The 26,757-nt window shown below is 60.9% G+C and carries 23 protein-coding genes and 2 pseudogenes; 18 read left to right on the top strand and 7 right to left on the bottom strand.

Going from position 1 to position 26,757, the window contains the following annotated elements:
- Positions 1-5 precede the first annotated feature (5 nt).
- Together ACYCVF_RS25610 and ACYCVF_RS25605 are read right to left on the bottom strand one after the other, a co-directional pair.
- Entirely contained in the window at positions 6-860 is an 855-nt protein-coding gene (locus tag ACYCVF_RS25610) for an ATP-binding cassette domain-containing protein (protein ID WP_459600946.1), read from the bottom strand.
- Positions 857-1,924 (bottom strand): DUF2218 domain-containing protein, encoded by a 1,068-nt coding sequence (locus ACYCVF_RS25605; RefSeq protein ID WP_459600944.1) that lies wholly within the window; start codon positions 1,922-1,924, stop codon positions 857-859. Before ACYCVF_RS25605 ends, ACYCVF_RS25610 begins: the two co-directional genes overlap by 4 nt.
- Before the next feature lie 98 nt (positions 1,925-2,022).
- Between ACYCVF_RS25605 and ACYCVF_RS25600 the strand changes: the two genes are divergently transcribed.
- The 3 genes from ACYCVF_RS25600 to ACYCVF_RS25590 all read left to right on the top strand — a co-directional run bounded on the left by ACYCVF_RS25600 (position 2,023) and on the right by ACYCVF_RS25590 (position 6,479).
- Positions 2,023-3,918 carry a cyclic peptide export ABC transporter gene (locus tag ACYCVF_RS25600; protein WP_459600942.1) on the top strand — a complete coding sequence of 632 codons (1,896 nt, stop codon included), beginning with the start codon at positions 2,023-2,025 and terminating at the stop codon, positions 3,916-3,918.
- A 178-nt stretch (positions 3,919-4,096) separates the two neighbouring features.
- Complete coding sequence (locus tag ACYCVF_RS25595; protein ID WP_459600940.1) at positions 4,097-5,158, top strand: GNAT family N-acetyltransferase; 1,062 nt, start codon at positions 4,097-4,099, stop codon at positions 5,156-5,158.
- Between the two features lie 22 nt (positions 5,159-5,180).
- Positions 5,181-6,479, top strand: coding sequence for a lysine N(6)-hydroxylase/L-ornithine N(5)-oxygenase family protein (locus ACYCVF_RS25590; protein WP_459600938.1), 1,299 nt, complete (start codon positions 5,181-5,183; stop codon positions 6,477-6,479).
- A gap of 1,109 nt (positions 6,480-7,588) precedes the next feature.
- Here ACYCVF_RS25590 and ACYCVF_RS25585 read toward each other — a convergent pair.
- Positions 7,589-8,032: a MarR family winged helix-turn-helix transcriptional regulator gene (locus tag ACYCVF_RS25585; protein WP_459600936.1), complete on the bottom strand. Its 444-nt coding sequence runs from the start codon at positions 8,030-8,032 to the stop codon at positions 7,589-7,591.
- A 247-nt stretch (positions 8,033-8,279) separates the two neighbouring features.
- On the opposite strand from ACYCVF_RS25585, the gene ACYCVF_RS25580 reads away from it, so the two are divergent.
- The 15 genes and pseudogenes from ACYCVF_RS25580 to ACYCVF_RS25510 form a co-directional block, all read left to right on the top strand.
- Complete coding sequence (locus ACYCVF_RS25580) at positions 8,280-9,329, top strand: substrate-binding domain-containing protein (protein WP_459600934.1); 1,050 nt, start codon at positions 8,280-8,282, stop codon at positions 9,327-9,329.
- Positions 9,330-9,395: 66 nt separating this feature from the next.
- Positions 9,396-10,634, top strand: a complete 1,239-nt coding sequence (locus ACYCVF_RS25575; RefSeq protein ID WP_459600932.1) for an urea ABC transporter substrate-binding protein — start codon at positions 9,396-9,398, stop codon at positions 10,632-10,634.
- 62 nt (positions 10,635-10,696) lie between these two features.
- Positions 10,697-11,563, top strand: coding sequence for a branched-chain amino acid ABC transporter permease (locus tag ACYCVF_RS25570; RefSeq protein ID WP_459600930.1), 867 nt, complete (start codon positions 10,697-10,699; stop codon positions 11,561-11,563).
- A complete protein-coding gene (locus tag ACYCVF_RS25565) occupies positions 11,563-12,627 on the top strand; it encodes a branched-chain amino acid ABC transporter permease (protein ID WP_459600928.1) in 1,065 nt (354 codons plus the stop codon). Before ACYCVF_RS25570 ends, ACYCVF_RS25565 begins: the two co-directional genes overlap by 1 nt.
- A gap of 2 nt (positions 12,628-12,629) precedes the next feature.
- A complete protein-coding gene (locus tag ACYCVF_RS25560) occupies positions 12,630-13,358 on the top strand; it encodes an ATP-binding cassette domain-containing protein (RefSeq protein ID WP_459601785.1) in 729 nt (242 codons plus the stop codon).
- Positions 13,355-14,056: an ABC transporter ATP-binding protein gene (locus ACYCVF_RS25555; protein ID WP_459600926.1), complete on the top strand. Its 702-nt coding sequence runs from the start codon at positions 13,355-13,357 to the stop codon at positions 14,054-14,056. The genes ACYCVF_RS25560 and ACYCVF_RS25555 overlap by 4 nt, the downstream gene beginning before the upstream one ends.
- A gap of 84 nt (positions 14,057-14,140) precedes the next feature.
- A complete protein-coding gene (locus tag ACYCVF_RS25550; protein WP_459600924.1) occupies positions 14,141-15,655 on the top strand; it encodes an amidase in 1,515 nt (504 codons plus the stop codon).
- Positions 15,655-15,957 carry a putative quinol monooxygenase gene (locus ACYCVF_RS25545; RefSeq protein WP_459600922.1) on the top strand — a complete coding sequence of 101 codons (303 nt, stop codon included), beginning with the start codon at positions 15,655-15,657 and terminating at the stop codon, positions 15,955-15,957. The genes ACYCVF_RS25550 and ACYCVF_RS25545 overlap by 1 nt, the downstream gene beginning before the upstream one ends.
- A gap of 34 nt (positions 15,958-15,991) precedes the next feature.
- Positions 15,992-16,444, top strand: a complete 453-nt coding sequence (ureE, locus tag ACYCVF_RS25540; protein ID WP_459600920.1) for an urease accessory protein UreE — start codon at positions 15,992-15,994, stop codon at positions 16,442-16,444.
- On the top strand, positions 16,434-17,114 hold the full coding sequence (locus ACYCVF_RS25535; RefSeq protein WP_459600918.1) for an urease accessory protein UreF: 681 nt from the start codon (positions 16,434-16,436) through the stop codon (positions 17,112-17,114). The genes ureE and ACYCVF_RS25535 overlap by 11 nt, the downstream gene beginning before the upstream one ends.
- A gap of 16 nt (positions 17,115-17,130) precedes the next feature.
- Positions 17,131-17,829, top strand: coding sequence for an urease subunit beta (gene ureB, locus ACYCVF_RS25530; RefSeq protein ID WP_459600916.1), 699 nt, complete (start codon positions 17,131-17,133; stop codon positions 17,827-17,829).
- A gap of 2 nt (positions 17,830-17,831) precedes the next feature.
- Positions 17,832-19,538, top strand: a complete 1,707-nt coding sequence (gene ureC / locus ACYCVF_RS25525; RefSeq protein WP_459600914.1) for an urease subunit alpha — start codon at positions 17,832-17,834, stop codon at positions 19,536-19,538.
- Complete coding sequence (ureG, locus tag ACYCVF_RS25520; RefSeq protein WP_459600912.1) at positions 19,535-20,185, top strand: urease accessory protein UreG; 651 nt, start codon at positions 19,535-19,537, stop codon at positions 20,183-20,185. The genes ureC and ureG overlap by 4 nt, the downstream gene beginning before the upstream one ends.
- On the top strand, positions 20,182-21,093 hold the full coding sequence (locus ACYCVF_RS25515) for an urease accessory protein UreD (RefSeq protein WP_459600910.1): 912 nt from the start codon (positions 20,182-20,184) through the stop codon (positions 21,091-21,093). Before ureG ends, ACYCVF_RS25515 begins: the two co-directional genes overlap by 4 nt.
- A gap of 649 nt (positions 21,094-21,742) precedes the next feature.
- Positions 21,743-22,333, top strand: a pseudogene (locus ACYCVF_RS25510) (IS5 family transposase); the annotation flags it as partial.
- Positions 22,334-22,648: 315 nt separating this feature from the next.
- On the opposite strand, the pseudogene ACYCVF_RS25505 reads toward ACYCVF_RS25510, so the two are convergent.
- The 4 genes and pseudogenes from ACYCVF_RS25505 to ACYCVF_RS25490 all read right to left on the bottom strand — a co-directional run bounded on the left by ACYCVF_RS25505 (position 22,649) and on the right by ACYCVF_RS25490 (position 26,721).
- A pseudogene (locus ACYCVF_RS25505) lies at positions 22,649-23,872 on the bottom strand (transposase).
- A gap of 254 nt (positions 23,873-24,126) precedes the next feature.
- Positions 24,127-25,122 carry an ABC transporter substrate-binding protein gene (locus ACYCVF_RS25500; RefSeq protein WP_459604948.1) on the bottom strand — a complete coding sequence of 332 codons (996 nt, stop codon included), beginning with the start codon at positions 25,120-25,122 and terminating at the stop codon, positions 24,127-24,129.
- A 22-nt stretch (positions 25,123-25,144) separates the two neighbouring features.
- Positions 25,145-25,954, bottom strand: a complete 810-nt coding sequence (locus ACYCVF_RS25495; protein ID WP_459604949.1) for an ABC transporter ATP-binding protein — start codon at positions 25,952-25,954, stop codon at positions 25,145-25,147.
- Positions 25,951-26,721, bottom strand: a complete 771-nt coding sequence (locus tag ACYCVF_RS25490; protein ID WP_459604950.1) for an ABC transporter permease — start codon at positions 26,719-26,721, stop codon at positions 25,951-25,953. Before ACYCVF_RS25490 ends, ACYCVF_RS25495 begins: the two co-directional genes overlap by 4 nt.
- Positions 26,722-26,757 lie beyond the last annotated feature (36 nt).

Raw genomic sequence — 26,757 nt, 5'->3', positions numbered from 1 at the left:
GGCAATCACCGCGCGAAGCTGATGAGATGGCCGTGCTCCGGTGACGGCATCACGCCCATCGGGATGCCGTAGATGGTTTCGAGCTCGGCGGGCGTCATGATCTTGTCCGGCGTGCCGCGGGCAATCAGCTTCCCCGAATGGAGCGCGATGATCTCGTCGCAGAAGCGGGCGGCCATGTTGACGTCGTGGAGTACGACGACCACACCGAGATTGCGTTCGCGGGCGAGCTGCTTGACCAGCGACAGCACCTCGATCTGATGGGCGATGTCCAGCGCCGAGGTTGGCTCGTCGAGCAGCAGGCACTCGGCATCCTGCGCGACCAGCATGGCGATCCAGACCCGCTGGCGTTCGCCGCCGGACAAGGTATCGACCAGTCGGTCCGCGAACGGCTCGATATGGGTCAACGCCATGGCGTTCGCGACCTTCTCGCGGTCGATATCGCCGAACCGGCCGAGCGCGCCATGCCAGGGATAACGGCCTAGTGCGACCAGTTCCCTGACCAGCATGCCGGCGGCGGGCGGCGTCTGCTGCGGCAGGTAGGCGACCTTGCGGGCATAGTCCCGATCGTTCCACGCGCGCAGCGCGCGGCCCTCGAAACGAATCGTTCCCGACGAGCTTGGCTGCTGGCGTGCCAACAATTTTAGCAGGGTCGATTTTCCGGAGCCGTTATGCCCGATCAGCCCGACGACGTTGCGCGCGGGAAAGGACAAGGTGAGCGGTTCGAGCAAGGCGCGCCCGGCGACCGCGAAGCCGACCTGGTCCAGCTCGAACAAGGGGGCGGCCACATCGCTTGAGGCCTGCGCGATGTTGGTCGGTGAGCCGAGCGCCCTTCCGTCCGTCTGCGCCTGTTGGACCGTCATGGCTGGCGCAGGCTCCAATATGCGACGGCCAGATGCCGGTCGCGCGCGAGTTCTCGCTCGCCGCGCAAATGATCTCGTAACGCCTTCAGCGCCTGCGCCTCGCACGCGACCCAAGCGAAGACCTCTCCATGGTCCGGCCATCGCACAGCCTTGACGGCGTCGATCAGCAGCTGCGTCGTCCCGGCCGGTCGGCCTGCGCGATGCAGCCAGTTGATCGCTACGCCGCTCGGCGCGACCAGCGGAACTTCCTCGCTTCGATCGGCAACCTCGATGAAGGCCTCACCCGTTGCCGTCGCCGGGAGCGTCTCAAGAATTCGCGCGATGGCGGGCAGGGCGGTTTCGTCCCCCGCCAGAAGCGACCAGCGCGCCGGACGAATGCCGCGGCCGAGCGGACCGGCTATGCCGCAGATGGCGCCGGCCTTCGCATTGACGGCGAATGCCGAGCCCGGTCCGGCGTGGTCATGGACCACGAAGTCGATATCGATCTCGCGGGTCTGCAAGTTGATGCGGCGGATCGTGTAATAGCGGGTGACGGGCCTGCGGTCGGGCTCTGGCCACAGGATGCGTCCGTCCGGGGCTGGCCACGGCCATTCGGGCTTGGCGAGGCCATCGGGTGGGAAATACAGCCGCACGTGCAGTTCGTCGTCGTTCGCGAAACGTGCGATGTCGTCGCCCGTGAAGGTCAGCCGGCGCATGTGCGGTGTCAGGGTGATCGCGTCCTTCAGCCGCACCTCGCGGAAGTTGGCGAGCGTGCCGCCGTTGGACTCATGACCGGACCAAACGATAGTCGGGGCAATATCGCCCGCGAACTCGATCACATGCGAGGCGACGACCGAGCGCAGCATTTCCAGATTGCCCTTGTCGTTGGCCTCGACGCGGATATTGAGCGATTCGGCCTCGACGACGAGGGAGCTGGTGCCGAACGGCAGTTTCGCCACCATGAGGCCGTCCCGGTCCTCGAACGTGATGTCGTGTTCGGCCAGATGATCGATCATCCGCGCAGCGAGGCCGGCGGCATCGGGAAGTGCGATGCGGGTTTCGGAGATCAGCGGGTCCAAAGTCATTCTCCATCGGGCCTGTCCGATGCTGGCTTGCAAGCGTCTGATGTGCGGATGTCGCGGCCTGGCACGGCGTCCAAAATCCTGCTCGCCCGCCGGCTGCGATGCAAAAGCGGTACTACCCGCATCATATTAAAGGCACTGGCGATCCCAAATTAGAATCCATCGAAAAAGTAGAAGAAATAAGCGCTGGAAGAGCGGTGCTGCCATCGTGTATTCGCATCGCATCGGCACGGCTTGTTCTGATCGCGACGGACCGTATACGTTCGCTTCAGGTCTCCTCCAGCGCGGCTCTCATCATGAACTCACGCAGCGGCCTGACGGCGCAGATCCTGCATCTCTTGCGGCCCTTTTGGCCGCTCGTGCTCGGCGGCATCGGTCTGGGGCTGATAGGCGGCGCCAGCGTCGCGGTCTTGCTCGCGGTCGTCAATCACGGGCTCTATGCCACGCAGGCGGACGTCCTTACGTTGGTTCTTGCATTCGCCGGTCTGTGCCTCCTGATCCTGTTCGGTTCCATCGGCGCCGATATCAGCGCCAATTATGTCGGACAGCGGATCATCGCCGAGCTTCGCAAGTCGTTGGCCGCCAGGATACTGGCTGCGCCGATCGATCAGCTGGAAATCTACCGGACGCATCGTCTGATTCCGGTCCTCACGCAGGACGTCGATACGATCAGTGATTTCGCGTTCTTCTTTTCGTCCTTTTTCGTGTCGCTCGTGATCGCGCTCGGCTGCATGGTTTACTTGGCGGTGTTGTCGTGGCCGCTGTTCCTGATCACGGGGGCCGTCATCATCCTTGGGTCGCTGGCACATGGCTACGCAAGGACGCGAGGCGTTCACGGCTTCAACGTGGCGCGCGAGTCCGAGGATCAGTTGCACAAGCAATATCGCGCGATCGCCGAAGGCGCCAAGGAGTTGCGTCTGAATCGCGTCCGTCGTCGGCGCCTCTATGTCGAGCAACTCCAGCGGACCGTCGACCGGATCAGCTCGGTGCAGATCAAGTCGATCAATCTGTTCGTGACGGCACGGGCGTTTGGCACGATGCTGTTTTTTGTCGTGATCGGCGTGGCGCTGACCCTGCGTCCGTTCCTATGGCCCGACAGCCCAGCCGCGGTGTCCAGCGGGTTCGTGTTGGTGCTGCTCTATATGCGGGGACCCATTGATCAGGTCATCGGTATCCTACCGGCACTTGGTCGTGCCCAGGTCGCGATGCGCCGCATTGCGGAACTCTCGGAGCAGTTCTCGACCCCCGAGCACGACCTGCTGGCCACCGATCCCAGCGGGCCAGGCAAGCCTACAATCATCGAATCGATCGAGCTCCGCGGCGTAACCTATGCCTTTCGCGCTGTGCCGGGCAGCGACCGCTTTGTCCTTGGGCCGGTTGATCTGCTTGTCCGGCAAGGCGAGATCGTTTTCATAGTGGGGCAGAATGGAAGCGGAAAGACAACCCTGATCAAGCTGTTGCTCGGTCTGTATGCGCCGCACGGCGGCACGGTGTTTCGCGATGGCTCCCCCGTCCTGCCGGAGACGCGGGACGATTACCGCCAGCTCTTCACAACCATTTTTTCCGATTACTATCTGTTCGAGGATCTCATCCGGGGAGAAGGCGTGGTTCCGGATGCCGCGGAGCGCTATCTCCAGCGATTGGAGGTCGCGCACAAGGTCTCGGTCGAGAACGGCGTCTTTACGACGACGGATCTGTCGACCGGACAGCGCAAGCGACTGGCCCTGATGAATGCCTGGCTCGAGGAAAGACCTGTCCTCGTGTTCGACGAATGGGCCGCGGATCAGGATCCGGCGTTCCGGCATATCTTCTACACAGAGCTGCTGCCAGATCTGAAGCGTCTCGGAAAAACCATCATCGTGATCTCACACGACGATCGATACTTCGGAGTTGCGGATCATCTGGTGCGGCTGCGTGAAGGCAAGATCGTCGCCAGCGAGACGAGGGCCGATAACGTCGCGAGTGCTTCGACGGTTCCAACCGACGCGCCGCTTTAGACGTATTGCAGCGATCCTCCGGTGCCTTTTGTGGCATGCGAACGACAACGAGCGATCCTCCTTGCGACAGGTTGTCAGATTTGTAGAGAATCTAATCTGCGTGTGCGCGCATTTCTTGTCAGCCTGTAGGCGAGTGATTTACACCACCTGTCAGCGATGATCGAGATGCGAGGGCCGGATGAACAAGGCTTCGGATTCCGGGACCGGACCTCGTACGTTTCCGGTCGGCCCCTATTCCGCTCTGACCGTTTTCCAGGAGGGCGATCGCCTTCGCGTCGTCGCCGACGATAGGACGGCGTTGGAACTTCGTCTTCGGGAGCAAGTCGATCACCTCGAGGTCCTGAATACGCCAGAAGACGATCAGCTTGCGGCCAGGGCGTTGTCGGCGTCGGCCGAAGCGCTGTTCGCCTGGCGGCCGAATGCTGATCGACTTGTTCTGGATTTCGTCGATGAAGCTTCGCTTGCACGGGAGCTGATGGATAGCGGCTTGGCCATCATGTCCGAGAAACAGTTGGTGCTGCTTCCCGAACTGGTCATGCAGCGACGGGACAACTGGCTGGTGAACCCCGGACGGCCGCCATGGCCGCAACTCCATGTCATGACGAATGGTCGGCGGCACCCGCGACGCGCCACAAAGCCGACGGGAAAAGTGTATGGCCGATACATTCCCTGGCTGTCGGAGGTCATCTCGTTTCGCGTCGCCGACCTCGAGAATGATCTGCACTTGCTACATCGCTGGATGAATGACCCCCGCGTCGATGCGTTCTGGAACGAGGCGGGCGATCTCGACAAGCATCGACGATATCTGGCCGGCATCCTTGCTGATCCTCATATGCTGCCGCTGATAGGCTGCTTCGGCGATGAGCCGTTCGGCTATTTCGAGATCTATTGGGCCAAGGAGAATCGCATCGCGCCATTCTACGATGCCGGAGACTACGACCGCGGATGGCACGTGGTCGTCGGCGAGGACGCCTTTCGCGGCCGCCGTTACATCAGCGCCTGGCTGCCCTCGCTGATGCACTACATGTTTCTCGATGATTGCCGTACGCAGCGGATCGTCGGGGAGCCGGCGGCAGCGCATTCCCAGCAGCTTCACAACCTCGAGCGCTCGGGATTTGCCAAGATCAAGAATTTCGACTTTCCCCACAAGCGCGCGACCCTGGTGATGCTGTTGCGCGAACGCTTCTTCGGCGATCGGCTCTGGCTACCGGCAGCGTCCGGTCCGGCAGTCTCGTCCTAAGACGCGAGCGGAGCGCGGCTTCATGTCTCATCAACTTGCGATCGAGCACGACGTCATCGGCGTTGGATTCGGGCCCTCCAACCTTGCGCTAGCCATCGCATTGGACGAATGCGCGAAGCGATCGCGCCTGAAATGCGCGCCCCTGTTCGTGGAGAAGCAGCCGCACTTCACCTGGCATGGCGGCATGCTGCTCCGAGGCAGCGACATGCAGATATCGTTTCTCAAGGATCTGGTCTCCTTGCGCGATCCGACCAGTCCGTTCACCTTCGTGAATTATCTGCACAAGCGCGGCCGCTTGCTGGATTTCATCAACTGCCGGACGTTTCATCCAAGCCGGATCGAGTTCAATGATTACCTCCAGTGGGTAGCCAGTCATTTCAGATCGCAGGCCGCTTACGGCGAGACCATCGTTGCCATCGAGCCGGTTACGGCGGGGCAGACGGTGACGTCGTTGCGGGTGCATTCACGCTCGCTCACCGGCGGAGAGACCGTGCGTCTTGCACGAAATCTCGTTGTCGCGGTGGGAGGGCAGCCTTATGTCCCGCAGGTGTTTGCCGAGGCTGCTGACGACCGGCGGCTGCTGCATTCCAGCCGTTATCTCGACCTGATCGACCGCGTCGTCCCACGCGGCCAAGCGGCGCGCGTGGCCGTCGTCGGCGGCGGACAGAGCGCGACCGAGGTGACGGTCGACCTCCATGGCAGATGTCCCGAGGCGAAGATTGATCTGATTTTTCGCAGCCATGCCCTCAAGCCTTCCGACAGCAGCCCCTTCGTCAACGAGATCTTCAACCCTGACTATACCGATTTTGTCTACGCCCAGCCTGCCGAGCGGCGGGACGCAATCGTCCGTAACTTCCGGAATACGAACTATGCTGCGGTCGATTCCGACCTGCTGGACCAGCTTTACCGCCTGCTTTACCAACAGCGAGTCGGTGGCGACGAAGCGATCGTGTTGCGTCCACGAAGCGAGGTTACGACCGTTGCTTCAGCGCCGGATGGCATCGAAATCGGCTTGGTCGACAAATTCCGTGGCGAAAGCCGTCGCTCTACCTATGACGTCGTGATCCTGGCAACGGGTTACGACAGGGAAACCCCGCACAGTTTTCTCGAGCCGATCCGTCGCTACATTCGCGATGGTGTGCTCGATCGGAGGTACAGGCTCGTCACCAGCCCAGCGTTTCGGCCGGAGATCCATCTCCAGGGCTATTCGGAATCGTCTCACGGCTTGAGCGATACACTGCTCTCAATTCTTGCGGTCCGGTCCCAGGAAATTGCGGAGTCACTGCTCTCGACAATTTCGCGTCGGGAACTCATCGCCTAGCCTGGGACCGGTCGGCTGACCCGCTATGGCTCCCAGCAAGAGTCGTGCGCCGCGTGTGCGGCAAGATAGCTCATTCGATGTTCCACTTGACGAAGTCGTGTCGGAGGAACTTGTCCGATCTAGAACTTGTCTAATCGAAATCAACCGGGGCGTGTATGCCTGGGACAATGTCAAACGGCTCTGCTAGAGGTGTTCTTAGAACGATCTTTGGAATGTTTGCAGGTTCGGGTGGACTGACGTGAGGAAAGCTTTCGTTCTCAAACAAAGCCATAGCCATTTGCCGGAGCGAATTGCAGGCGTACTGGTTCGCAGTCCGCTTGCGGCTCTGGTTGGCAGAGAGCCGTTGACGCGTATGTACTACCTTCTCGAGATTGCGTCGCTCCATACCAGGGCCGAGCTCCTGGCGCAGCCGGGCCTCGGACGTTCGGGCGTGCGCCGGATCGAGAACTGGATGGCCTTTCACGGGTATCGCGTTCGCGACGTCAGCGAGAGTCTCGATAGCGTCATCTGCCGGTTTGCGTTTCGACGTCCTTCCGTCCGGAAGAGCAGTCGTCGTTGTCTCTCGTTGTCGGCAATCGCCTCGGTACAAGGGCAATCGCGCGAAATGGCCCCGTAGCATCTTTCCCGGCTATTTAGCTCTGGACTTCAGATGCTGAGTGCACGAGCCGCGACCAATGAGGCAGGGTGTTTTGTCGTAGCTTGCTTGATTGCAGCTGTTTGACCGAAGCTTGCGGAGGTGCACGACCAAAGACTGAGGGCAGGCGAGCGCCAAACGAGCAATCCAAGTCTCGATGCGCAACGTCAAACCTTCGTGGCGTCGCGGACGGCGACTCTCGGACGTTTGGATGGTCGCCCTCTGCGCTACGACGGGGCACGGCATCGTTTGCAGAATTCCCACTCCGCGATTTGGCTCCTGAGAATGCCGGTCAACGCCGGCGCAAATTGCGCTGTTGTCGCGATGGGGCAAGAACGATTCAAAGGAGGTAAGCGACGAAGCAATGCTTGGCCGAAACGCGCCGTGAGAATGAATCTCGTGGCCTGCCGTTTGAAAACGCAATCCACCTTCACAATCACAAAGCTGCCCGCGGCTGAAGGCCATCAATCGTAGATCAGTGTTTCTCGTCTGCAAGAAGGTGTGAATGTGCAGAGGCACGATCACTGAGCAATTCGGACAGCAGGCTCGTCAAAACTGTAGCATCTGATGCGCCCAGCCTGTTTAAGAGCCTCTGTTGAATGGATTTGATAACTGGACCGATGTCTTTGAATTGCTCTGCCCCACGCTGCGAAAGGAAAATCAGGACCCTGCGCCGGTCGTGTGGATCGGGAGCGCGATAGACCTGTGCCGACTCGACCATTCTGTCGATGATCTTTGTGAGCGTTGGACCGTCGAGCACGAGGCGGGTGGCCAGATCGCCCATCGGCAGCCCGTTTTGTTCGGTCAGCGCCTCGAGCGCGCGGTACTGGTGAATGGATATGCTTCGTGGCTTGAGCTCCGCTTCCAGCATCTGCTCAAGCCGGCGATTCACACCTCGGATGAGTTCGGGGAGGTCCACGTTGCGCCCATAGCGGAATTATTTGACATTTCAATATTTGCCTTGGAATGTAACGAGGAGCAAGCGAAAAGCAGAATTGTGTGCAAATGCCTAGGGAAGCGGCGGTTGCATCGGCTCGCGCCCCCAAAAAGGGCATGTTCCCCTCGGGATCCAGCGTTTTCGTGGGCAAAGGGGCAGCAGCGGCACGGGATTGCCGTTGGCATGATTCGTGAGTGTCCTGCGCACGGCAAGCGCGGAGACACCACCGTTGAATAGCGTCCGAGTATGTCTGCTCATACCGCAGAGCGGCGCTGCGGGGCTTTGGGCCCCGTCGGCTGAGGCGTGCGGACGCCTGGCGGTAGACGAGATCAACGGAATGTCCGGAATCTTGCGACGTCACGTCGAATTGCACGTCGTGAACGCCGGAGAAACCGGCCCAACCGCGGGCCGAGCCGCGCGCGATGCAATCGAGATCGATTGTGTCGACGGTATCGTCGGGATGTTACCGAGCTTCGCGCGGGACTTCGTGGCGCGCGCGGCCCGTGGTCGAGTCCCGTTTATATATACCCCGCAATTCGAGGGACGCTCATCGACGCTGAACGTCATGGCGACCGGTGAGACGGCTGAAGAACTCCTTGCTCCAGCGGTTCAATGGCTTTCGGAGTCGAAGCGCGCCCGCCGGTATTTCCTTTGTGGCAATGACTACATTTGGCCTCGCTCGTCCCTTCAGATCGCGCGTACGTTGATTGCGCGCTTCGGCGGCACGGTGACGGGTGAATACTATTTGCCGATCGGCCAGCACGACTTCGACGAGATGCTAGAGCGGATCAAGGGAACGCGCTCGGACGTCGTTCTTCCGTATTTCCTGGGCTTCGATTGCATCGCATTCAATCGCGCCTTCTGTGCGGCGGGGTTGAGTTCGCGCGCGCTACGGTTTTCCTCGGCGATCGACGAGACCGTGGCATACGGCCTCAGTGTAAATGAGACCGAGAATCTCTACGCCGCTTCGAGCTACTATGGGTCGATCCGCTCACGCAACAATGGCGCGTTTCTGGAGCGCTATCATATGGCGTTTGGCGACAGTCCGCCTCCCGTGAATGCCTTCGGGCAATCCTGCTACGAAGGCATCTACTCGCTCGCGGCCTTGATCGAGGAGGCCGCCAGTCTCGACGCCCGCAAGTTGACGCGTGTCTACGGAAGGACATTCCAGCGGCGCACGGCGCGAGGCGATCAGGCCCAGTCCGTGGTCGGCGGCCGTCATCCCATCTATCTGGCGCAGCTCGATGGATACGACTTCTCGATCATTGCGCGGCGATAAAAGTGCTTGCTTTTTCAAATATTGTATTCTTAATATTTTCCATCTCAAGAACTGATGGGGACGTTTATGACCTTTTCGCGCCGCCGCTTCCTGCACCACTCAGCCATTGCAACGACGACGTTGATTGCGGCGCCCGCGGTCTTTCGTTCCGGCGCGCTCGGCGCCGAAAGCCCGATCGTGGTCGGCAGCCTCCACGACCAGTCCGGTCCAATCGCTGCGTCCGGTACGCCCATGGTCTATGCGCTTCAACTTGCCGTGGACGAGATCAATGCTGGCGGTGGCTTGTTGGGACGCCCGTTGAAGGTCATCCACTACGACACCCAGTCGAACATTCAGATGTACTCGCAATTCGCGCAGCAACTTGCGGTGAAAGACAAGGTCGATGTCGTCCATGGCGGAATTACTTCGGCCTCGCGCGAGGCGGTACGTCCGACCTTCGACCGGTTCAAGGTGCTGTACTTCTACAATGTGCTCTACGAAGGGGGCGTCTGCGATCGCAATACCTTCTGCACCGGCACAACGCCCGCGCAGACGGTGGAAAAGCTGGTCCCGAGCGCGATGAAGAAGGCGGGCAAGAAAGCCTACATCATTGCCGCCGACTACAATTACGGTCAGATCACCGCGAAGTGGATGACGAAGTACGTCAAGGACAATGGCGGTGAGGTGCTCTCGACCGACTTTTTCCCGCTCGACGTCACCAATTTCGGCACGACCATCTCGAAGATCCAGGCGGCGAAGCCCGACCTCATTCTGTCAGCACTGGTCGGCGGCAATCATACGGCGTTCTACCGGCAATGGACCTCGGCCGGCATGAAAGGCAAGATTCCGATCGCGTCGACTACCTTTGGCCTCGTCAACGAGCCGACCACACTCGATGCGGCCGAGAGCGATTCCATTCTCGGCGCCTACGGCTACTTCGAGGAACTCACCACGCCGGCCTCGAAGGGCTTCGTCGAGAAGATCAAGAAGGCCCATCCCGACTCGCCCTATGTCAGCGAGCTGGCCGCCTGTACCTATGAGGGCGTCATGCTTTGGGCCGCTGGCGTGAAGAAGGCCGCCAGCATCGACCGCATGAAGGTGATTGCGGCGCTCGAGGACGGGATCGCTTTCGATGGCCCGAGCGGCAAGGTCACCTTGGACAAGCCGACCCATCATACCACCCGAAATGCGTTCCTCGCCGAGGTGAAGGATCGCAAATGGTCGGTGTTGGAGAGTTACTCCGACGTCAAGCCGGCCGACACGGCGAGCGTCTGCGATCTCGTCAAAAACCCGAACGACACCAAGCAGTACATCATCAATCTTTGACGTTTGCCGGGCCTCGCCACCGGCGGGGCCCGTGACTTCGAGGAGACCGGAAGAATCCAACAATGGCGATCTACCTCATCGTCGCGCTCGACGTCCTGAATGGGATATCGTCGCTGTTCCTGTTGTGCCTCGGACTGGCGATCATCTTCGGCATGATGAAGATCATCAACCTCGCCCATGGCGAGTTCATCATGCTCGGCGCCTATGCGACCGTCATATCGGCCAATGCGGGCGTCAATATCTGGATCGCGATGCTGGTCGTTGCTCCGCTCTTCGTCGGTCTCGTGGGTCTCGTCATCGAGCGGTGTCTCATTCGCTTTCTCTACGGTCGCCTCGTCGATTCGATGCTCGCGACGTGGGGGCTCAGCCTTCTGATCATCGGGATCGTAACTACGATTTACGGCAACACTCAGCAGGGCGTCCCGACTCCTCTCGGCGGCTTCTCCATCGGTTCGTATCAGTCGAGCTATTATACGCTGTTCCTGGCGGGAATGGCGGTCGTGATGATGGTCGTGGTCTACGGCGTGATGAGCTACACCCGCTTCGGTCTGATCGCCCGCGCGACGATGCAGAACCCGGCGATGGCGGCCACGCTGGGCGTCAATCCGGCGCGGGTCTACATGACCACATTTGCGGTCGGTGCGGCCGTCACAGGGCTCGCCGGAGGTCTGCTGGCTCCGGTTTCGGGCATCACGCCTGGCATGGGCGGCGCCTATGTCGCCAAGGCCTTCATGACCGTCGTCGGGGGAGGCGCCGCCATTCTGTCGGGGACGATGTCGGCGGCGAGCCTGTTCGGTGCTGTCAATCAGGTCGGCGCCTTCTTCACCACGCCGGTCTATGGCGAAGTCCTGGTGTTCACGGCGGCGATCGTGCTGATCCGCCTGCTGCCGCAGGGAATTTCCGGCCGCTTCTTCAAGGGGAATCTGTAATGACCATCCGCTTTCGCCTTGCGGCTCAGGCGGTTGCCGTCCTCGTCGCGATCATCGTGATCGTGCTGATCCCGAGCGTCATCGAGCTGTTCGCAATGATGCAGTTGACGTTGTTCGCGGCAATGGCGGTGCTGGCGCTCAGCCTCGCCTTCATCTGGGGCTTCGGTGGTATCCTGTCCTTCGGACAGACGGCCTTCTTCGGCCTCGGCGGCTATGCCTACGCGATATCAGCGATCAATTTCCAGGATTCCACGCCGTCGATCCTGCTTGCCATCATCGTTCCCTCGTTGTTCGCCGCGATCCTCGGCTACTTCATCTTCTTCGGCCGTATCTCCGACGTCTATCTCGGCGTGATCACGCTCACCGTGACTCTGATCCTGTTCAATTGCGTCAACTCGACCTCGGGCGACGAGTATAGGATTGGCAAGGCGTTGCTCGGCGGCTTCAATGGCATGCCGGCAGTGCCGACCTTCAACGTTCCATTCTATCCGGACCAAATCCTGTCGCCCGAACAATCCTGGTGGGTGACGGGTGGGGCGCTGCTCGGGATATTCCTGCTGCTGCGTCTGCTGCTGTCTCTACCGGCTGGACGCGTCATCGTGGCGGTGCGTGAGAATGAGGTTCGTGCCTCGTTGCTCGGTTACGATCCGCGCAAGGTCAAGCTGCTCACTTTCATTCTGAGCGGCGCGATCGCGGGGCTTGCCGGTGCGCTCTACGTTAACTGGGGCGCGTTCGTCGGGCCGACCATCTTCAGCCTCTCGTTGTCGGCGGAGATCATCATCTGGATCACTGTGGGCGGGCTTGGCACGTTGCTGGGCCCCATCGTTGGCTGCGTGCTCATCGAATACATCGTCGCCTACATCGGCTCGCAACAGGCTCTGAATTCCAACCTCGTGCTCGGCGCCGTGCTGGTCGTCTTTGTGCTGCTGCTTCCGAAGGGACTGGTGCCGACGGCGCGCGACCTGCTGATGCGACTCGTGCCCGCACCGAAACCGAAGGCGCAACTCGCAGACGAGCAGTTACCGCCGCCGGTGGCCGCGTCCCACATGGCCGGAGCCGAATGACGATGGCGGACCTCGTACCCCTGCTCAAGGCCGAGCACCTCACGATGCGTTTTGGCGGCGTGGTCGCCAATGACGACATCAACTTCACCTTGGAGGAGATGGAGCTGCGCTGCCTGATCGGGCCCAATGGCGCCGGCAAGAGCACCTTCTTCAAGACGCTGACTGGACAGCTCGTGCCGACCTCGGGTGCGATTGCGTTTCGCGGGCAGCCGATCGCCGGCAAACTGTCCCACGAGATCGCCCGCATGGGAATCGGCATCAAGACCCAGGTGCCGAACGTCTTCAACGGTCTCTCGGTGCGAGAGAACATCTGGCTCGCTGTCCGGAGAAAGGCGACACCGCGCGCCCAGGGGCCCGCGGTCGATGCGGTGTTGCAGATGACCCGGTTGACGGATCATGCCGACCGCATCGTGGCAACGCTGTCACACGGCCAACGACAATGGGTCGAAATCGGCATGGTGCTTGCGGCTGAGCCGGAATTGATCCTGCTCGACGAGCCGGCCGCCGGGATGACCGACGAGGAGACACTGCACACTGCCGCCATCATCCGAGAGATCAATCAGACCCGGGCGATCATCGTCGTCGAGCACGACATGGAGTTCATCAAGCAGATCGCAAAGAAGGTGACTGTCTTTCATCAGGGCCGGGTGCTGGTCGAAGACACCGTGGACAAGGTCTTGGCGGATCAGCGCGTGCGCGACGTCTATCTTGGCAAGAAGGTGGCGGCATGAGCGCGCTTCTCGAGGTTCGGAATTTACGATCCGGCTACGGCCGCATTCCAATCCTGTTTGGTCTCGACATGACGGTTCAGGATGGCGAGTATCTCGGCATTCTCGGCCACAATGGCATGGGCAAGACCACGACGCTGCGTGCGCTGATGGGGCATTTGCCGACGACGGGTGGTGCCGTCACATTCGCGGGCAAGCCGATCACCCATCTGAAGCCGCACGAGCGGTCCAGGCTTGGGATCGGGCTTGTGCCGCAAGGACGAGAGATATTTCCCGACCTGAGCGTCCTTGAGAACCTGCGAATGGGCCTGGCGGCGGCGCCGAAGGAGGACCGATCGATCATCGATGCGGTGCTTCAGGATTTTCCGCGCCTGGTGCGACTGCTCGACCGGCGTGGTGGGGCCCTATCGGGCGGCGAGCAGCAATTGCTGGCATTGGCGCGCTGTCTCTGCACGAAGCCTCGGCTGATCCTGCTGGACGAGCCCACCGAGGGTATCCAGCCATCGATCATCGAAGAGATCGTCGAGACGCTGCTCGCGCTGAAAAAGCGGTGGAACATGTCGCTGATCGTTGTCGAGCAGAACCTCGAGTTTATCACCTCACTGTCGGACCGGATCCTCAATATCCAGAAGGGACGCATCACCGGCGAACTCGACCGGGAAAGCTTACTGGTTCGGGACGGCGCCATGCATCCAAACTAAGTTCAGTCTCCGGCGCGATTGCGCCGGTCGTTACGATCGCTGGTTCTGTTGCTGCCGGCTTGTCCTCACAAGAAAGGATGACTTATGTCTATCAAACGCCCGACTGCCGAAGATGTCGCCGAGCTCGCGGCGAGCCTGCACATGAACATGACGGTCGAAGAAGCCGGAAGCTATCTTGCCCTGATGGGCGGGATGTTCGACGCGTACGACGTCATCGACGAGCTGCCGAACCCGCTGCCGCCCGTCAAATATCCGCGCATGCCCGGCTCGAAGCCGATGCCGAAGGACAACAAGTACGGCGCCTGGGCGATCAAGACCGAGGTCAAGGGCGCAGCCACCGGCAAGCTCGCGGGTCGTACCATCGTGCTGAAGGACAACGTCGCCTTGGCCGGCGTTCCCATGATGAACGGCTCGACCACGCTCGAGGGCTTCATTCCCGCCGCCGACGCAACGATCGTGACCCGCATTCTCGATGCCGGCGGCACCATCGTCGGCAAGGCCGTGTGCGAGCACTTCTGCCTGTCGGGCGGCAGCCATACCTCCAATCCTGCACCGGTTCATAATCCGCTCAAGATGGGCTATTCGGCGGGCGGCTCCTCGTCGGGAAGCGCTGCGCTGGTCGCAGCCGGCGAGGTCGAGATGGCGATCGGCGGCGATCAAGGCGGCTCGATCCGTATCCCGGCATCCTATTGCGGCATCTACGGCATGAAGGCGACGCACGGTCTCGTGCCGTATACGGGCGTGATGCCGATCGAATCGACCATCGACCATACCGGCCCGATGACGGCCAACGTCGCCGACAACGCGCTGTTGCTGGAGGTGCTGGCCGGCCCCGACGGCCTCGATCCGCGCCAATATGCGCCGAAGGTCACGAGCTACACCGAGATGCTCCGCAAGGGCGTCAAGGGCATGAAGATCGGCATCCTCAAGGAGGGATTTGCCGTTACGAACATGCAGGAAGGGGTAGCCTCCAAAGTGAAGGCCGGCGCGGAGCGGTTCGCAAAGCTCGGTGCGAGCGTGTCGGAGGTTTCGATTCCCGAGCACCTACATGCACTCGCGGCCTGGAACCCGATCACGCTGGAAGGATTCCTGGTCCAGATGATGATCGGCAACGGCATGGGCTTCAACTGGAAGGGCCTCTATGACGTGGGCCTGCTCGACGCCCATTCCGGCTGGCGTGCACGTGCCGACGACCTGTCGGAGACGCTGAAGCTCACCATGCTGGTCGGGCAGTGGGGGGTTAGCCACTATCGCGGTCGTTACTATGCCAAGTCACGCAATATCGCGATCGCTGCCAAGGCGGCCTATGATGCGGTATTCGGCTCTTACGATCTGCTGCTGATGCCAACCTTGCCCTGTGTCGCCACGCCGATCCCGGCCAAGGACGCGCCGCTCGCCGAGATCGTCCAGCGCGCCTTCGAAATGACGGCCACGACCAGTCCGTTCGACGTAACCGGCCATCCCGCGATGACCATTCCCTGCGGCCTGTCGGACGGCCTTCCGGTCGGCCTGATGCTGATCGCGAAGGACTATGACGAGGCGACCATCTATCAGGCTGCCAGCGCCTTCGAAGCCGATGGCGATTGGAAGAAATTCTGATGATCACCATCACCGCCGTCATCAAGGCGAAGTCCGGCCAAGAGGTGACGATGCGCGACGCGTTGATGGCCGTGGCCGAAAATGTCGCGGCCAACGAGCCGGACACGATCGGATTCTTCATCTCGCAGAGCGAGGAGGATCCGTGTGTATTCACGACGTACGAGCGATTTGTCGACAAGGCCGCGATGGATCGCCACAACAGTTCGGCGGTCGTCGCGACCTTCTTCGGAATTGCCAAGCCCATCCTGGATGGCGAGGTCACCTTGGTGACCTCGAAGGAGGTGTCGGCAACAATGCGGTGAACCGGTTCCATTTGTCCTTTTGCGGGAGGGTATCGTGACGTTACGGCTTCACGGCATCATCGGACGATCCGACGACGCGGCCTATGCAGGCCGTCTCCACCACGTCGAGCATCATGGCGGAATCGAGCTCCTGTTCGTGCCGCCCTCCGACGTCGGCCGCAAGCGCTTTCGCTTGACGACAGATCGCGGAACCGATTGTGCCGTCAGCCTGGACCGGGATGAGGACCTGGTCGACGGGGCGCTGCTATTTCTCGCACATGATCGGGCCATCATCGTCCGCTTCGGCGAGCAAGAATGCTGGCGATTGAAGCCAGTCAACCAAGCTGCCGCGCTGAAGCTCGGCTGGAATGCCGGGAATCTGCATTGGCGGGTTCGTTTCGAGGGCGATCTCCTTGTTGTCCTGCTGGACGCACCGCTCGACACTTACCGGGCACGGATCAGACCCCTGCTCGAGGCGGGCGAGATCGTGGAGAGCGATGCTGTTTGACAGATTGCAGACGCTGGCTTTGTTGCAGCTCGGGGACAGTGCCTACCCGGCTGGCGGCTTTGCATTCTCCTGGGGGCTGGAAGGACTTGCCGCGGACGGCATGCTTGCCAATCGCAGCGAACTCGATCGCATTATTGTGGACCAGCTCGAGCGACGCTGGGCAAGCATGGACCGTGCTCTGCTGCGCCAGGCCTTTCGGGCAGAGGATTGTGCGGCCATCGCGCGCGTGGATCACCTGGCCGAGGCGGCAACACCTTCGGCCGAAATGCGGGAAGGATCGCGGCGGGCGGGCAGGGCGCTGCTCGGGGTATGGGTCAAGCTCGATGGACCCCTATCGGCGGCCTACCGTGGCTTGGTGTCGTCGGACACCAGGCTCGGCCATCTGGCCATTGTGCAGGCCGTCGTCGGCCGGGACGCGGGGCTCAGCCTGGAGGCAGCAGAACTGGTCTCGGGCTGGACACTCGTGACCGGCCTCGTCAGCGCAGCCGTGCGTCTCGGGATTGTCGGCCACATCGAGGCGCAGCGCAGCCAGGACGCCGCGCGCATGTTGCTGGCGGGCTTACTTGAGGAAACGCCGCCGCCCGATACGTTGCCAACGAGCTTCACGCCGTTCATCGACATCGCGGTTTCACGCGGACCACTGCGACATGTCCGCATGTTCACGACATGAAAGAGGATGCTTTCCCATGATGAATCTTTCACCAACCGAGATGGATCGCCTCGTCATCTTCAATGCCGCGCAGATGGCGCGCCGCAATCGTTCGCTTGGAATTCGGCTGAGCCATCCGGAGGCGGTCGCCTACATCACAGACGAGGTCATGACCGCGGCGCGCCGCAACATGCCTTATGCGGAGATCCGCGACATGGCAGGCCGGTTGCTGACATCGGACGATGTCGAGCCCGGCGTCGGGCAGATGATTCCGATGCTCTATATCGAATGCATGTTCGCTGAAGGGACCAAGGTGATGGCGCTTTTCGAACCCGTCGGTCCCAGTGACACATCCGTCGCAGACGATATCGTGCCCGGTGAGATCATCGCGGGTGGCGGAGACATCGAGAGTTTCGCAAGCCTTGCCGCGATCACGATCGATGTCACGAATACCGGCGACCGTGACGTCCAGGTCCGCAGCCACACCCATTTCTTCGAGGTCAATCGCGCCTTGCTCTTCGATCGCGCGGCAGCCTGGGGCATGAAGGTCGACCGTCCCGCGGGCGCCGGTATCCGCTTCGAGCCGGGGGTCACCAAGTCCGTGCGGCTCGTTCCGATCTCAGGTGACCGCGTTGTGCACGGGCAGGCGGGCCTCGTTAACGGCTCGCTGGATGCGCCGTCGGCGAGGGATGATGCGCTGAAGCAGGCTCGCGCCCGCGGCTATCTGGGAGTCTGACCATGGCGATATTGTCACGCAAAGCCTACGGTGAGCTCTACGGCCCGACCAAGGGCGACCTCGTGCGACTGGCCGACACCAGTCTGCTCGCCGAGATCGAGCACGACTACACCACCTACGGGCACGAATTGCTGGTTGGTGCGGGAAAGAACCTGCGCGATGGCGAAGGCGTCAATGCCTACAGGACTGCCTCGCACAAGGCTCTTGATGTTGTCATCAAGAACGCCACCATCGTCGACGCAGTCGCCGGCATCGTGAAGGCCGACATCGGCATCCGTGATGGGCGCATTGTCGGCATCGGCAAGGCCGGCAATCCCGACGTGATGCCCGATGTGCATCCCGACATGGTGGTAGGTCACACGACGGCTCCGATTGCTGGCGGCCCTTTCATCGTCACCGCCGGCGCCATCGAGTCGCACGCGCACCTGATCTCGCCCGAGCAATCCGACCATGCGCTTTCCGGCGGGACGACCACGCTGGTCGGGAACGGTTCGGGGCCGGTTTTTGACGTCGGCAGCGGGGCCGCTTCGACTTTCGCGCGCTTTTTGCAGGCGATCGAATTTTCGCCGCTCAATTTCGCCTTGTTCGGACGTGCGGGGTCCAACCCCGAGGCGATTGAAGAGGCGGTTGCGGCCGGCGGCATGTCCGTGAAGATTCACGAGGATTTCGGCGCCGCCCCCGCGGTGATTGATCAGAGCCTCATTGCGGCAGACCGCAATGATTTCGCGGTTCACCTCCACACCGACTCGATCAACGAATACGGGTTTTGCGAGGATACGATGGCGGCCGTCGAGGGCCGCACCATCCATATGTATCACGTGGAGGGCGCCGGCGGCGGTCACGCCCCGGACCTGCTCAAGGTTGTATCGTGGGACAACGTTATTCCCTCCTCGACCAATCCGACCAATCCGTACACGTCTTACGGTATGGAAGAGGGCGTGCCGATGACAATGATCTGTCATCAGCTCAACTACAATGCGCCCGAAGACGTGCTGTTCGGCGAGGCACGGGTGCGCGCCCAGTCGATGGCGGCGGAAGACTTTCTGCACGACATGGGGGCGATATCGATATTCGGCACCGATACGCAAGGCATGGGACGCCTCGCCGAGAACGTCGCGAAGTGCTGGCAGCTGGCGAGCGTGATGAAGGATCGGATCGGCCGCCTGCCCGAGGAAAAGACGGCACGTGCGGACAATGAGCGCATCAAGCGCTACATTGCCAAGCTGACCATCAATCCGGCCATTGCCGTGGGCATCGATCACCTCGTCGGTTCAATCGAGCCCGGCAAGATGGCCGATCTCGTTCTCTGGCCGCGCGCTTCCTTTGGCATCAAGCCCTATATGGTGATCAAGAACGGCTTTGTCGTCTGGGCAGCCATGGGCGATGGCAACGGCAGCCTCGGTCTGTCGGAACCGATGATCCAGAAGCGGATGTGGGGGGCGCTCGGGGCCGCACCGCAAAGACTGGGCGTCAACTTCATGTCGAAGCTCGCTATGGACGCCGACGTGACGCGCAAGCTCGGTCTCGAACGTGCCCCCGTCCAGATCAGGAATGTACGGAAGTTGCGGAAGGCAGACATGCTGCGCAACACCGCGACACCGCATGTCGAGGTCGACCCACAGACGTTCGAGGTTCGGGCCGATGGGAAGCTTCTGATGTGCCCGCCAGCGACGAAGGTGCCGTTGGCAAGGCGGTACATGCTCCGATGAGCCAGCTCTCGCTCAACAGTGGATTGGCGCAGCCACGGATTGCGGCCGCACGGGTCGGGATCGGAGGACCGGTCGGTTCAGGCAAGACTGCATTGGTGGAGTGCTTGATTCCAGCACTCACGGCGCGGGGCATCGATATCGCCGTCATCACCAACGATCTCGTCACGGCCGAGGACGCCGAGCGGATCAGGCGTTCCGGGCTGATCGATCCGGCGCGGGTGTCGGCGGTCGAGGCGGGTGCGTGTCCGCACACCGTAATTCGCGAGGATCCCACGCTCAACATTGAAGCCGCAGATGAGCTCGAACGTCGTTTCCCGGGAGTCGAGTTGATCCTGCTCGAGAGTGGTGGTGACAACCTCGCCTCGACGTTCTCGCGCGATCTCACGGACTTTTGGATGTTTGTGATCGATGTGGCCGGAGGCGACGATATTCCGCGCAAACGCGGCCCGGGTGTCATTCGTGCCGACCTGCTTGTCATCAACAAGATTGATCTGGCGCCTTACGTTGGCGTGGATTTGGAGGGCATGCATCGTGACGCATTGAACGTCCGCGGGGATCGTCCGGTACTGCTCACCAATTGTCGCCGCGGCGAGGGCATCGAATCGATCGTCGATCTCATCGAACGCGAAGTGTTGTTCAAGACATGAATGACGCAACGGCGAGCGACGCAGCGCGGCTCGACCTCAGCTTCGTTCGGCGTGCCGGCCGTACCGTGATCGACCGACGGATGTTCGCCTGGCCATTCGTGCTCACGCGCAGCTTTCATGTCGATCCAGATCGGCCGGATTGCCTCAGCGTGATTGTGCAGACGGCAAGCGGGGCGGTTCACGGAGAGGACAACCTCGTGCAACGTCTCGTGCTCGGCCCCGGGACGGCCGTTTGCCTGACCAACCAGGGCGCGACGTCGGTTCATCGCGCCGACCCCACGGCGTGCGCGGTCGAGACGGTGAAGCTTGATGTCGCGAGCAACGCCAGTCTCGAATATCTGCCCGAGCCGCGCATCATGTTTCCCGATGCGGCGTTGTCACAGACCGTCGAACTTGACTGCGCGACCGACGCTTATGCATTGGTCTTCGATGCGTTCACGATGCATGACGCCTCGGGCGAGGGCCGCTATTTCCGGCGGTTGGAATCGACCTTCTGTCTGAGGAGGTCGGGGGGCGAGCCTCTGCTCGTGGAGCGCACACGTATATGCCGTCCAGACCGCAGCCTCTTTCGTGGCTACGGGGCCTTCGGATCGGCATTCATGGTGCTCCCGCCTGGCCACGATCTGCCGGTTCTCCAGGGCAAGCTGACCGCGGCTCTGGAGCGAACCCGCGGGCTCTATGGGGCAGCGAGCGCCTCGCCGGCGCAGGCGGGAATCGGGATCCGTCTCGCCGGCCTGGAGCTGAGATACGTTCGTCAAGCTTTCGAGGCCATAAGGGAGATCTACCACCAGGCGTTGCCGAGTCCGTTGATAAACTTCCCCCTGAGAACCCCGTCTTCCATGGCGTCTTTCTCGCGAACCGAGGCGGTGCAAGGTGGCGCTGGACAAAAGGCGGCTCATCTGGATTAAACCTGCCCATGGCTTGGTAGCGGATCTGGCGGCGGACCTAGACGCCAGTTCCAGGGGCGAGCTGGCCACGACCTGTGTTCACTCCCACCTGGCGTGCGCTAATTGTGCAGGTCAAGACTGGTACCGACGCTCGCAATTACGGCTAGTTTGGGGTGTACATATTCGTGTTTCATCCTATCGAGGACGACTGGTAAGCCTTTGAAGTGAAGAGCTATCCATTTTCCGTGGCGCCCATGATGGATGGGAGCGAGAGCTTCAGCTTTTCAATCGGTTGGAAGGCCGCGTGTGCACGACGTGTGCACCGGGAGATCAAGAAAAATCCATCAAAGCCAGCGTCTGCTGTCGACCCGGAAGTGGATTACTGTCCCGAAAAGCGTTGAGGCCCCTGAGAGTCGCGACGGAGCAGAGGGTATGGATCTTCACCTGAAATCTGGAATCCTGTTACCAGAGCCACATGCTGCCATGATCGCCAAGGAACAGTGAAGGCAAAAAGCTGATGTGAGTGGTTCTAGTGGCTCTTCCCCGCATTGATGTGAGAAGTTGAACGAAGACGCATACATCTGGTCCAGCGCCTGTTGCGCTCAGCTCGGTGCATTAAAGATCGCCGAGCGATTGGGCTTCTGATGGCTGCGCCAAGGAAGTCTACGGTCCCTACACGACGGTCTTCAACCGCTTCAACCGCTGGACCCGACAGGGAATTTGGACGGACATTTTTTACGCTCCGACCGGATCGACCGGTATGTATGTCTCGATGTCGGTGGATTCCAGCTACATCAAAGCCCATCGCTCCGCGGCCGGCGCAAAAGGGGGGCCTTCAACAATGCGATCGGCCGCTCGCGCGGCGGGGCAAACCACCAAGATCCATGCGCTGACCGACGATATCGGCCGTCCGCTTGCTTTCCTGATTACTCCTGGCAACACCCACGACGTGGTCGGTGCACGAGGTTTGATCAGCATGGTCCGCAGCCCGCGTCGCCTGTTGGCTGATCGAGCTTACGACGCCAGAAGCTTGCGCGACGAGCTGGCCGCACGCCGCATCAAGGCCGTGATCCCGCCAAATCCGACCCGCAAACACCCGCATCGCTACGATAAGATCGCTTACAAAGGCCGCATCGTCATCGAGCGGATGTTCTGCCGTTTCAAAGACTTCCGCCGGATCGCAACCCGATACGACAAGCGCGCAGACATCTTTCTGTCTGCAATCCTCCTCGCCGCCGCGATCACCCGGTGGATCAATTGAGTCCGGACCCTAGCGCGAGAGCCCAGACCGAAAACGTAATCTGCGGGTAACATGGTTGCGCTTCCCCAAAACAAGGCAAACCTAGCGCGAGACGAGCTGGCAATCTATGCTTGTCGTCATGGAAATGCTCGCGTGCACTTTCGGAATGGTTTGCCAGCAGGTTGACCCGTCACCTGAGTCCGGTTGTGGCGCCGAAAGCGAAGCCCGATCTGGCTCTGCAATTGTCTGCTTCTCGGGAAGGCGCCGAACGAATCTTCCGAATGGTGCTTTTGACCGATTCTGTTGAAAAGCTGGGCGGAATGATCGAGGTGGTCCCTATGCGGGCCTTGCGATAGGCATCGCGATCAGCTTGGCCATCTTCCGAAGGTTCTGTGCGGTGGCTGCGAGAGTGAATTCGTCTCGTGCGCCGTTTTGGGCCTCGTAATCGTAACCGGTTGAGCTTGAGAATGCGCTTGAGGTGCGCAAACGGCATCTCGATCTTCTTGCGCAACCGGCGTGAAGTACGGCCCTCCCATGATCGTGCTATCTCGCGCGCCACGTCGCGAGCGCCCTCGTAGATCGAACGAGACACTTTGCGGACTAGGTCCTTGGGGCAGCAGCGAGCCTTCAAGGCGCAGCCGGTGCAATCGTGCTTGATTGCGCGGTAGAGCATCGTTGCGCCATCGTTCACCAGTGTTCCGGTTGTAATCAGCATCTTGCCACCGGGGCGGGTATAGACGTCGCTGATGTGGTCATAGGTGAAGTCCTCGCGCGAAAAGGTCCCGTCCGCGCGGGCCGACTTGTCGAACACCGTCACGTGCGGCTCGATCCCGTGCTCGTAAACCAGCCAGCCGAGCATCTCGGCCGAGCCATAGCCGCTGTCACCGAGGAGCCGGGCGGGATAAAGGTCGAACCGTTCGAGCGAGCGTCAATCATGCGTTTGGCAGCCAACACCTCCACCTGCCGGATTGCGGTGGTTGCCTCGACATCGACGATGATCGCATACTAGGTAGTTTGTCGAGTAAGCGAAGAAGGTTTGGCTGCCGTGCGCGCCCGTCCAGCGCGCCGCTGGATCGGCAGGCGATACCAATTTCGGCGTGACCTCCGTCGATGCACCGAAAGCGGTATCATCGAGGACAGCTAGATACTTAGCGTCGACCTTGATCAGGCTCGCGTCGGCGGCAAATCCTTCACCGCCGACCAGCCGCTTCTCGATGCAACATTGCAAGACGTTTTCGAACACGCGACGGAAGAGATCGATTTCTCTGAAGCGACCATGTCTGTTCTTGGAAAACGTCGAGTGATCCGGCACCGCACCTTCCAGGCCGAGCCGGCAGAACCACCGGTAGGCCAAGTTGAGGTGAACCTCATCGCACAGACGCCGCTCCGATCGGAAGGAGCATCCGTATTATCAGCTCGGGATCGATCGAAGGCCCGGCCGATCTTACTGTAGAAGGGCGCCAGGTCCTGTCTAATCTGTTCAAGATCGACAAATCTATCGATCGAGCGAAGCAAGTGGTCGGAAGGGACGTGCCTCTCGAGCGAGAACTCTTAAAACAAAGCAGCCTGTTCGACTTGCCGATGTCCATCATGATCTTCAGTCCTGCCAATTCGACAGACTGAATCACTGCTGTCTCTGAGTCGCAACTACAGCCTTCTTCAACAAAATCCTGCACAAAGCAGACACCCCATCTTCGAATGCTCAACTGATAGGCTTTCATACGAAATCTAATCAGTCCGGAACCGAGCGCACGCCGCATCTGCGGCGCGCGCCGAGGTGTGCTTGTCGGTACCGTGCTGGCGCGCCGAACCGACTACGCAATGGTGCTTAGATAGAGGCTCGGGTCAAAGTATTTGCTTGCCGGCGTGAAGTCCTTGATGCCAGCGTTGGCCATGAAGAACTCCGTCGACTGCTGTAGCCAGTTGGTGACAGTTCCGTCCGAGTACATCCGCTTCCAGTCTTTGGACGTGAACATCTTCTGAGCCTTGAACGACTCGTTGATGTCCGCAAGGGGCGTCTGGCTATAATGACCCTTCTGCAGCTTCTCCATCGCTTCAGCGCTGTTCGCGACGATATAGTCGTTGGCATCGGCCCAGCCTCGGATCAGTTTGGCCAGAGTCTCCTTGTTAGGCTCGTAATAGTAGTTAGCCGCCGCCCAACCGCCGATGATCGCGGCTTTGGGATAAAATGCAGAAGCGTCTGCGAGCTTAACGGCGCCCGGTACCTTATCGCGTACCGTGACATTGAAGGGAACCCAGAGTGCGACGGCAGGCACCGCGCCGGAAATGAAGGCGGTGACGGCAGCCGGCATGGTTTGGTTGACGAGCTCTACCTCCTTGGGATCGACCTTGTTGGCACGAAGCGCCGTGTCGAGAAATACGTGCGCCGTCGTGCCCGTAGCCGTCGCGATGCGCTTGCCCTTGAGGTCCGCGAATGACTTGATGCCCTGATCGCCACGCACCCAGAGCTGAGCGGTCGCCACCTCGATGTCGTTGATGAGGAACACCTTGCCCTGGCCGCGGGCTGGGAAGTTCGAGAGGACCGCGCCGGTTGCGAGTACATCAAGGCTGCCGCCGATCAGCGCTTGAAAGATCTCCAAGCCGGTGTTGAACTGCCGCAGCTCGAGATCGAGGCCCTGCTTTTCGAAGGAACCGCGATCCATGCCGGTCCAGATCTGGCCGTCGACGGCGACGGTGTGAAGATAGCCGACACGGACTTTTGTTTTCGCTTGCGCGATCGCCGGTGCCGAGGCCGTGAAGGTGCCGAGTGCAAGGCCTGCCGTCGTCGTCAGAAATTGCCGCCGATCCATGATGTGTCCTCCGTTTTGCTTGTTATTCCGAGAATGAGACCGGACGCATCTGCGCCTGCTGGGCGCGATATTCGTCCATCACGAGCTGCCTGATATGGCTTCGCAGTTCGGCGAATTCCGGACGCTCCTGGATCGACTCGTCGCGCGGGTAGGCGAACGGCACGTCGATGATCTCTTTGATCCGTGCCGGCCGCGCGGTCACCACCACGATGCGGGAGGCGAGGTAGATCGCCTCCTCAACGGAATGGGTGATCAGCATGACGGTCTTGCCTTCGGTCTCCAGCACCTTGAGCAGCAGGTTTTGCATGTTGGAGCGGGTCTGAGCGTCGAGCGCGCCGAACGGCTCGTCCATCAGGAGGAATTGCGGCTTCACCGCATAGGCTCGTGCGATCGCGAGCCGTTGCCGCATGCCGCCGGACAGATGCTTCGGATAGGAATTGGCGAAGTCGGACAGGCCCATGAGGCCGAGATAGTGATCGCAGATCGCGTCGCTCTCGGCAGTCGGGACATAGTTGGCGTTGAGCGTCAGGCCGAAGGCGATGTTCTGTTTCACCGTCAACCAGGGGAATACGCCATACTCCTGGAAGATGACGCCGCGTTCGGGGCCGGGGCCGGCGACGGGACGTCCATCGAACAGAACCTTGCCTGTCGTCGGCTTCTGGAAGCCGGCGAGCATGCTCATCATTGTGGTCTTGCCGCAGCCGGACGGGCCGATCACCGCAATGAAGTCGCCGTCGTTGATGTCGTAGCTGACGTCCTCGACGACGTTGAGGCGGCCCTTCGGCGTTTCGAAGGACAGCGAAACCTTGTCGAACTGTGCGCGCTTGCTCATGCGATGGCCCGATCCTGCCAGACCAATAGCCGGGCCGTGATCTTGCGCAGGATCAAATCCATGATCAGCGCGATCAGGCCGATGCAGATGATGCCGACATAGATCACGTCGAGCAGGAAGTAGGTCGAGGCGTTCTGAATCATGGCGCCGAGCCCGCGCTGCGCCGCAATCAGTTCGGATGCGACCAGCGTCGCCCAGGCCACGCCCAACGCCACGCGTAGCGCCGTGAGAATGTGCGGGACGGTGAGGGGAATAATGACCTTGCGGAAGATCTCGGCCTGGTTGGCGCCGAGCGTCTGCGCCACGCGGATATAGAGCGGCGTGATCTGCGATACGCCCTCATACATCACGATCACGCCGGAGAAGAACGAGGCGTAGAACAGGATGACGAGCTTTGCGAGCTCGTCGACGCCGAAATAGACGATCACCAGCGGAATCAGCGCAATCGGCGGCAGCGCACGAAAGAAGTTGATCATGGGGTCGGCAAAGGTGCGGGCGGGGCGATACCACCCCAGCAGAAATCCGACCGGTACCGCCGCGAGGATGCCGAGCGCGACGCCGAGAAAGACGCGCCGGGTCGAGGCGAAGATGTCGATTAGCAGGCCTTCCCTGGTGAGAAGCTCGAAGAACTTGGCGGCGACATGGTGTGGCGCCGGGATCAGCGATACGTTGACGAAGCCGCTCCAGCGCACGGCGTACCAGAGCAGGATTGCACCGATCCATGGTATCAATCCGAGACCAAGGCGTCTCAGGCCGGCTCCGTTCATTCGACGCGTCCACCCAGATTGCGGTTGATGTTTTCA

Source organism: Bradyrhizobium cedriense, assembly GCF_054602315.1.
The sequence above is the reverse complement of the archived record's forward strand: the minus strand, read 5'-3'. Positions and strand labels throughout refer to the sequence as shown.

Bases quoted from the DNA above. Each gene is read 5' to 3' on its own strand.
- ureG (WP_459600912.1), top strand. From the start codon at position 19,535: ATGAGCCAGCTCTCGCTCAACAGTGGATTGGCGCAGCCACGGATTGCG.
- ACYCVF_RS25570 (WP_459600930.1), top strand. From the start codon at position 10,697: ATGGCGATCTACCTCATCGTCGCGCTCGACGTCCTGAATGGGATATCG.
- ACYCVF_RS25565 (WP_459600928.1), top strand. From the start codon at position 11,563: ATGACCATCCGCTTTCGCCTTGCGGCTCAGGCGGTTGCCGTCCTCGTC.
- ureC (WP_459600914.1), top strand. From the start codon at position 17,832: ATGGCGATATTGTCACGCAAAGCCTACGGTGAGCTCTACGGCCCGACC.
- ACYCVF_RS25555 (WP_459600926.1), top strand. From the start codon at position 13,355: ATGAGCGCGCTTCTCGAGGTTCGGAATTTACGATCCGGCTACGGCCGC.
- ACYCVF_RS25515 (WP_459600910.1), top strand. From the start codon at position 20,182: ATGAATGACGCAACGGCGAGCGACGCAGCGCGGCTCGACCTCAGCTTC.
- ACYCVF_RS25590 (WP_459600938.1), top strand. From the start codon at position 5,181: ATGTCTCATCAACTTGCGATCGAGCACGACGTCATCGGCGTTGGATTC.
- ACYCVF_RS25495 (WP_459604949.1), bottom strand. From the start codon at position 25,954: ATGAGCAAGCGCGCACAGTTCGACAAGGTTTCGCTGTCCTTCGAAACG.
- ACYCVF_RS25545 (WP_459600922.1), top strand. From the start codon at position 15,655: ATGATCACCATCACCGCCGTCATCAAGGCGAAGTCCGGCCAAGAGGTG.
- ACYCVF_RS25535 (WP_459600918.1), top strand. From the start codon at position 16,434: ATGCTGTTTGACAGATTGCAGACGCTGGCTTTGTTGCAGCTCGGGGAC.
- ACYCVF_RS25550 (WP_459600924.1), top strand. From the start codon at position 14,141: ATGTCTATCAAACGCCCGACTGCCGAAGATGTCGCCGAGCTCGCGGCG.
- ACYCVF_RS25490 (WP_459604950.1), bottom strand. From the start codon at position 26,721: ATGAACGGAGCCGGCCTGAGACGCCTTGGTCTCGGATTGATACCATGG.
- ureB (WP_459600916.1), top strand. From the start codon at position 17,131: ATGATGAATCTTTCACCAACCGAGATGGATCGCCTCGTCATCTTCAAT.
- ACYCVF_RS25560 (WP_459601785.1), top strand. From the start codon at position 12,630: ATGGCGGACCTCGTACCCCTGCTCAAGGCCGAGCACCTCACGATGCGT.
- ACYCVF_RS25500 (WP_459604948.1), bottom strand. From the start codon at position 25,122: ATGGATCGGCGGCAATTTCTGACGACGACGGCAGGCCTTGCACTCGGC.
- ACYCVF_RS25610 (WP_459600946.1), bottom strand. From the start codon at position 860: ATGACGGTCCAACAGGCGCAGACGGACGGAAGGGCGCTCGGCTCACCG.
- ACYCVF_RS25595 (WP_459600940.1), top strand. From the start codon at position 4,097: ATGAACAAGGCTTCGGATTCCGGGACCGGACCTCGTACGTTTCCGGTC.
- ACYCVF_RS25605 (WP_459600944.1), bottom strand. From the start codon at position 1,924: ATGACTTTGGACCCGCTGATCTCCGAAACCCGCATCGCACTTCCCGAT.
- ACYCVF_RS25575 (WP_459600932.1), top strand. From the start codon at position 9,396: ATGACCTTTTCGCGCCGCCGCTTCCTGCACCACTCAGCCATTGCAACG.
- ACYCVF_RS25600 (WP_459600942.1), top strand. From the start codon at position 2,023: ATGCAAAAGCGGTACTACCCGCATCATATTAAAGGCACTGGCGATCCC.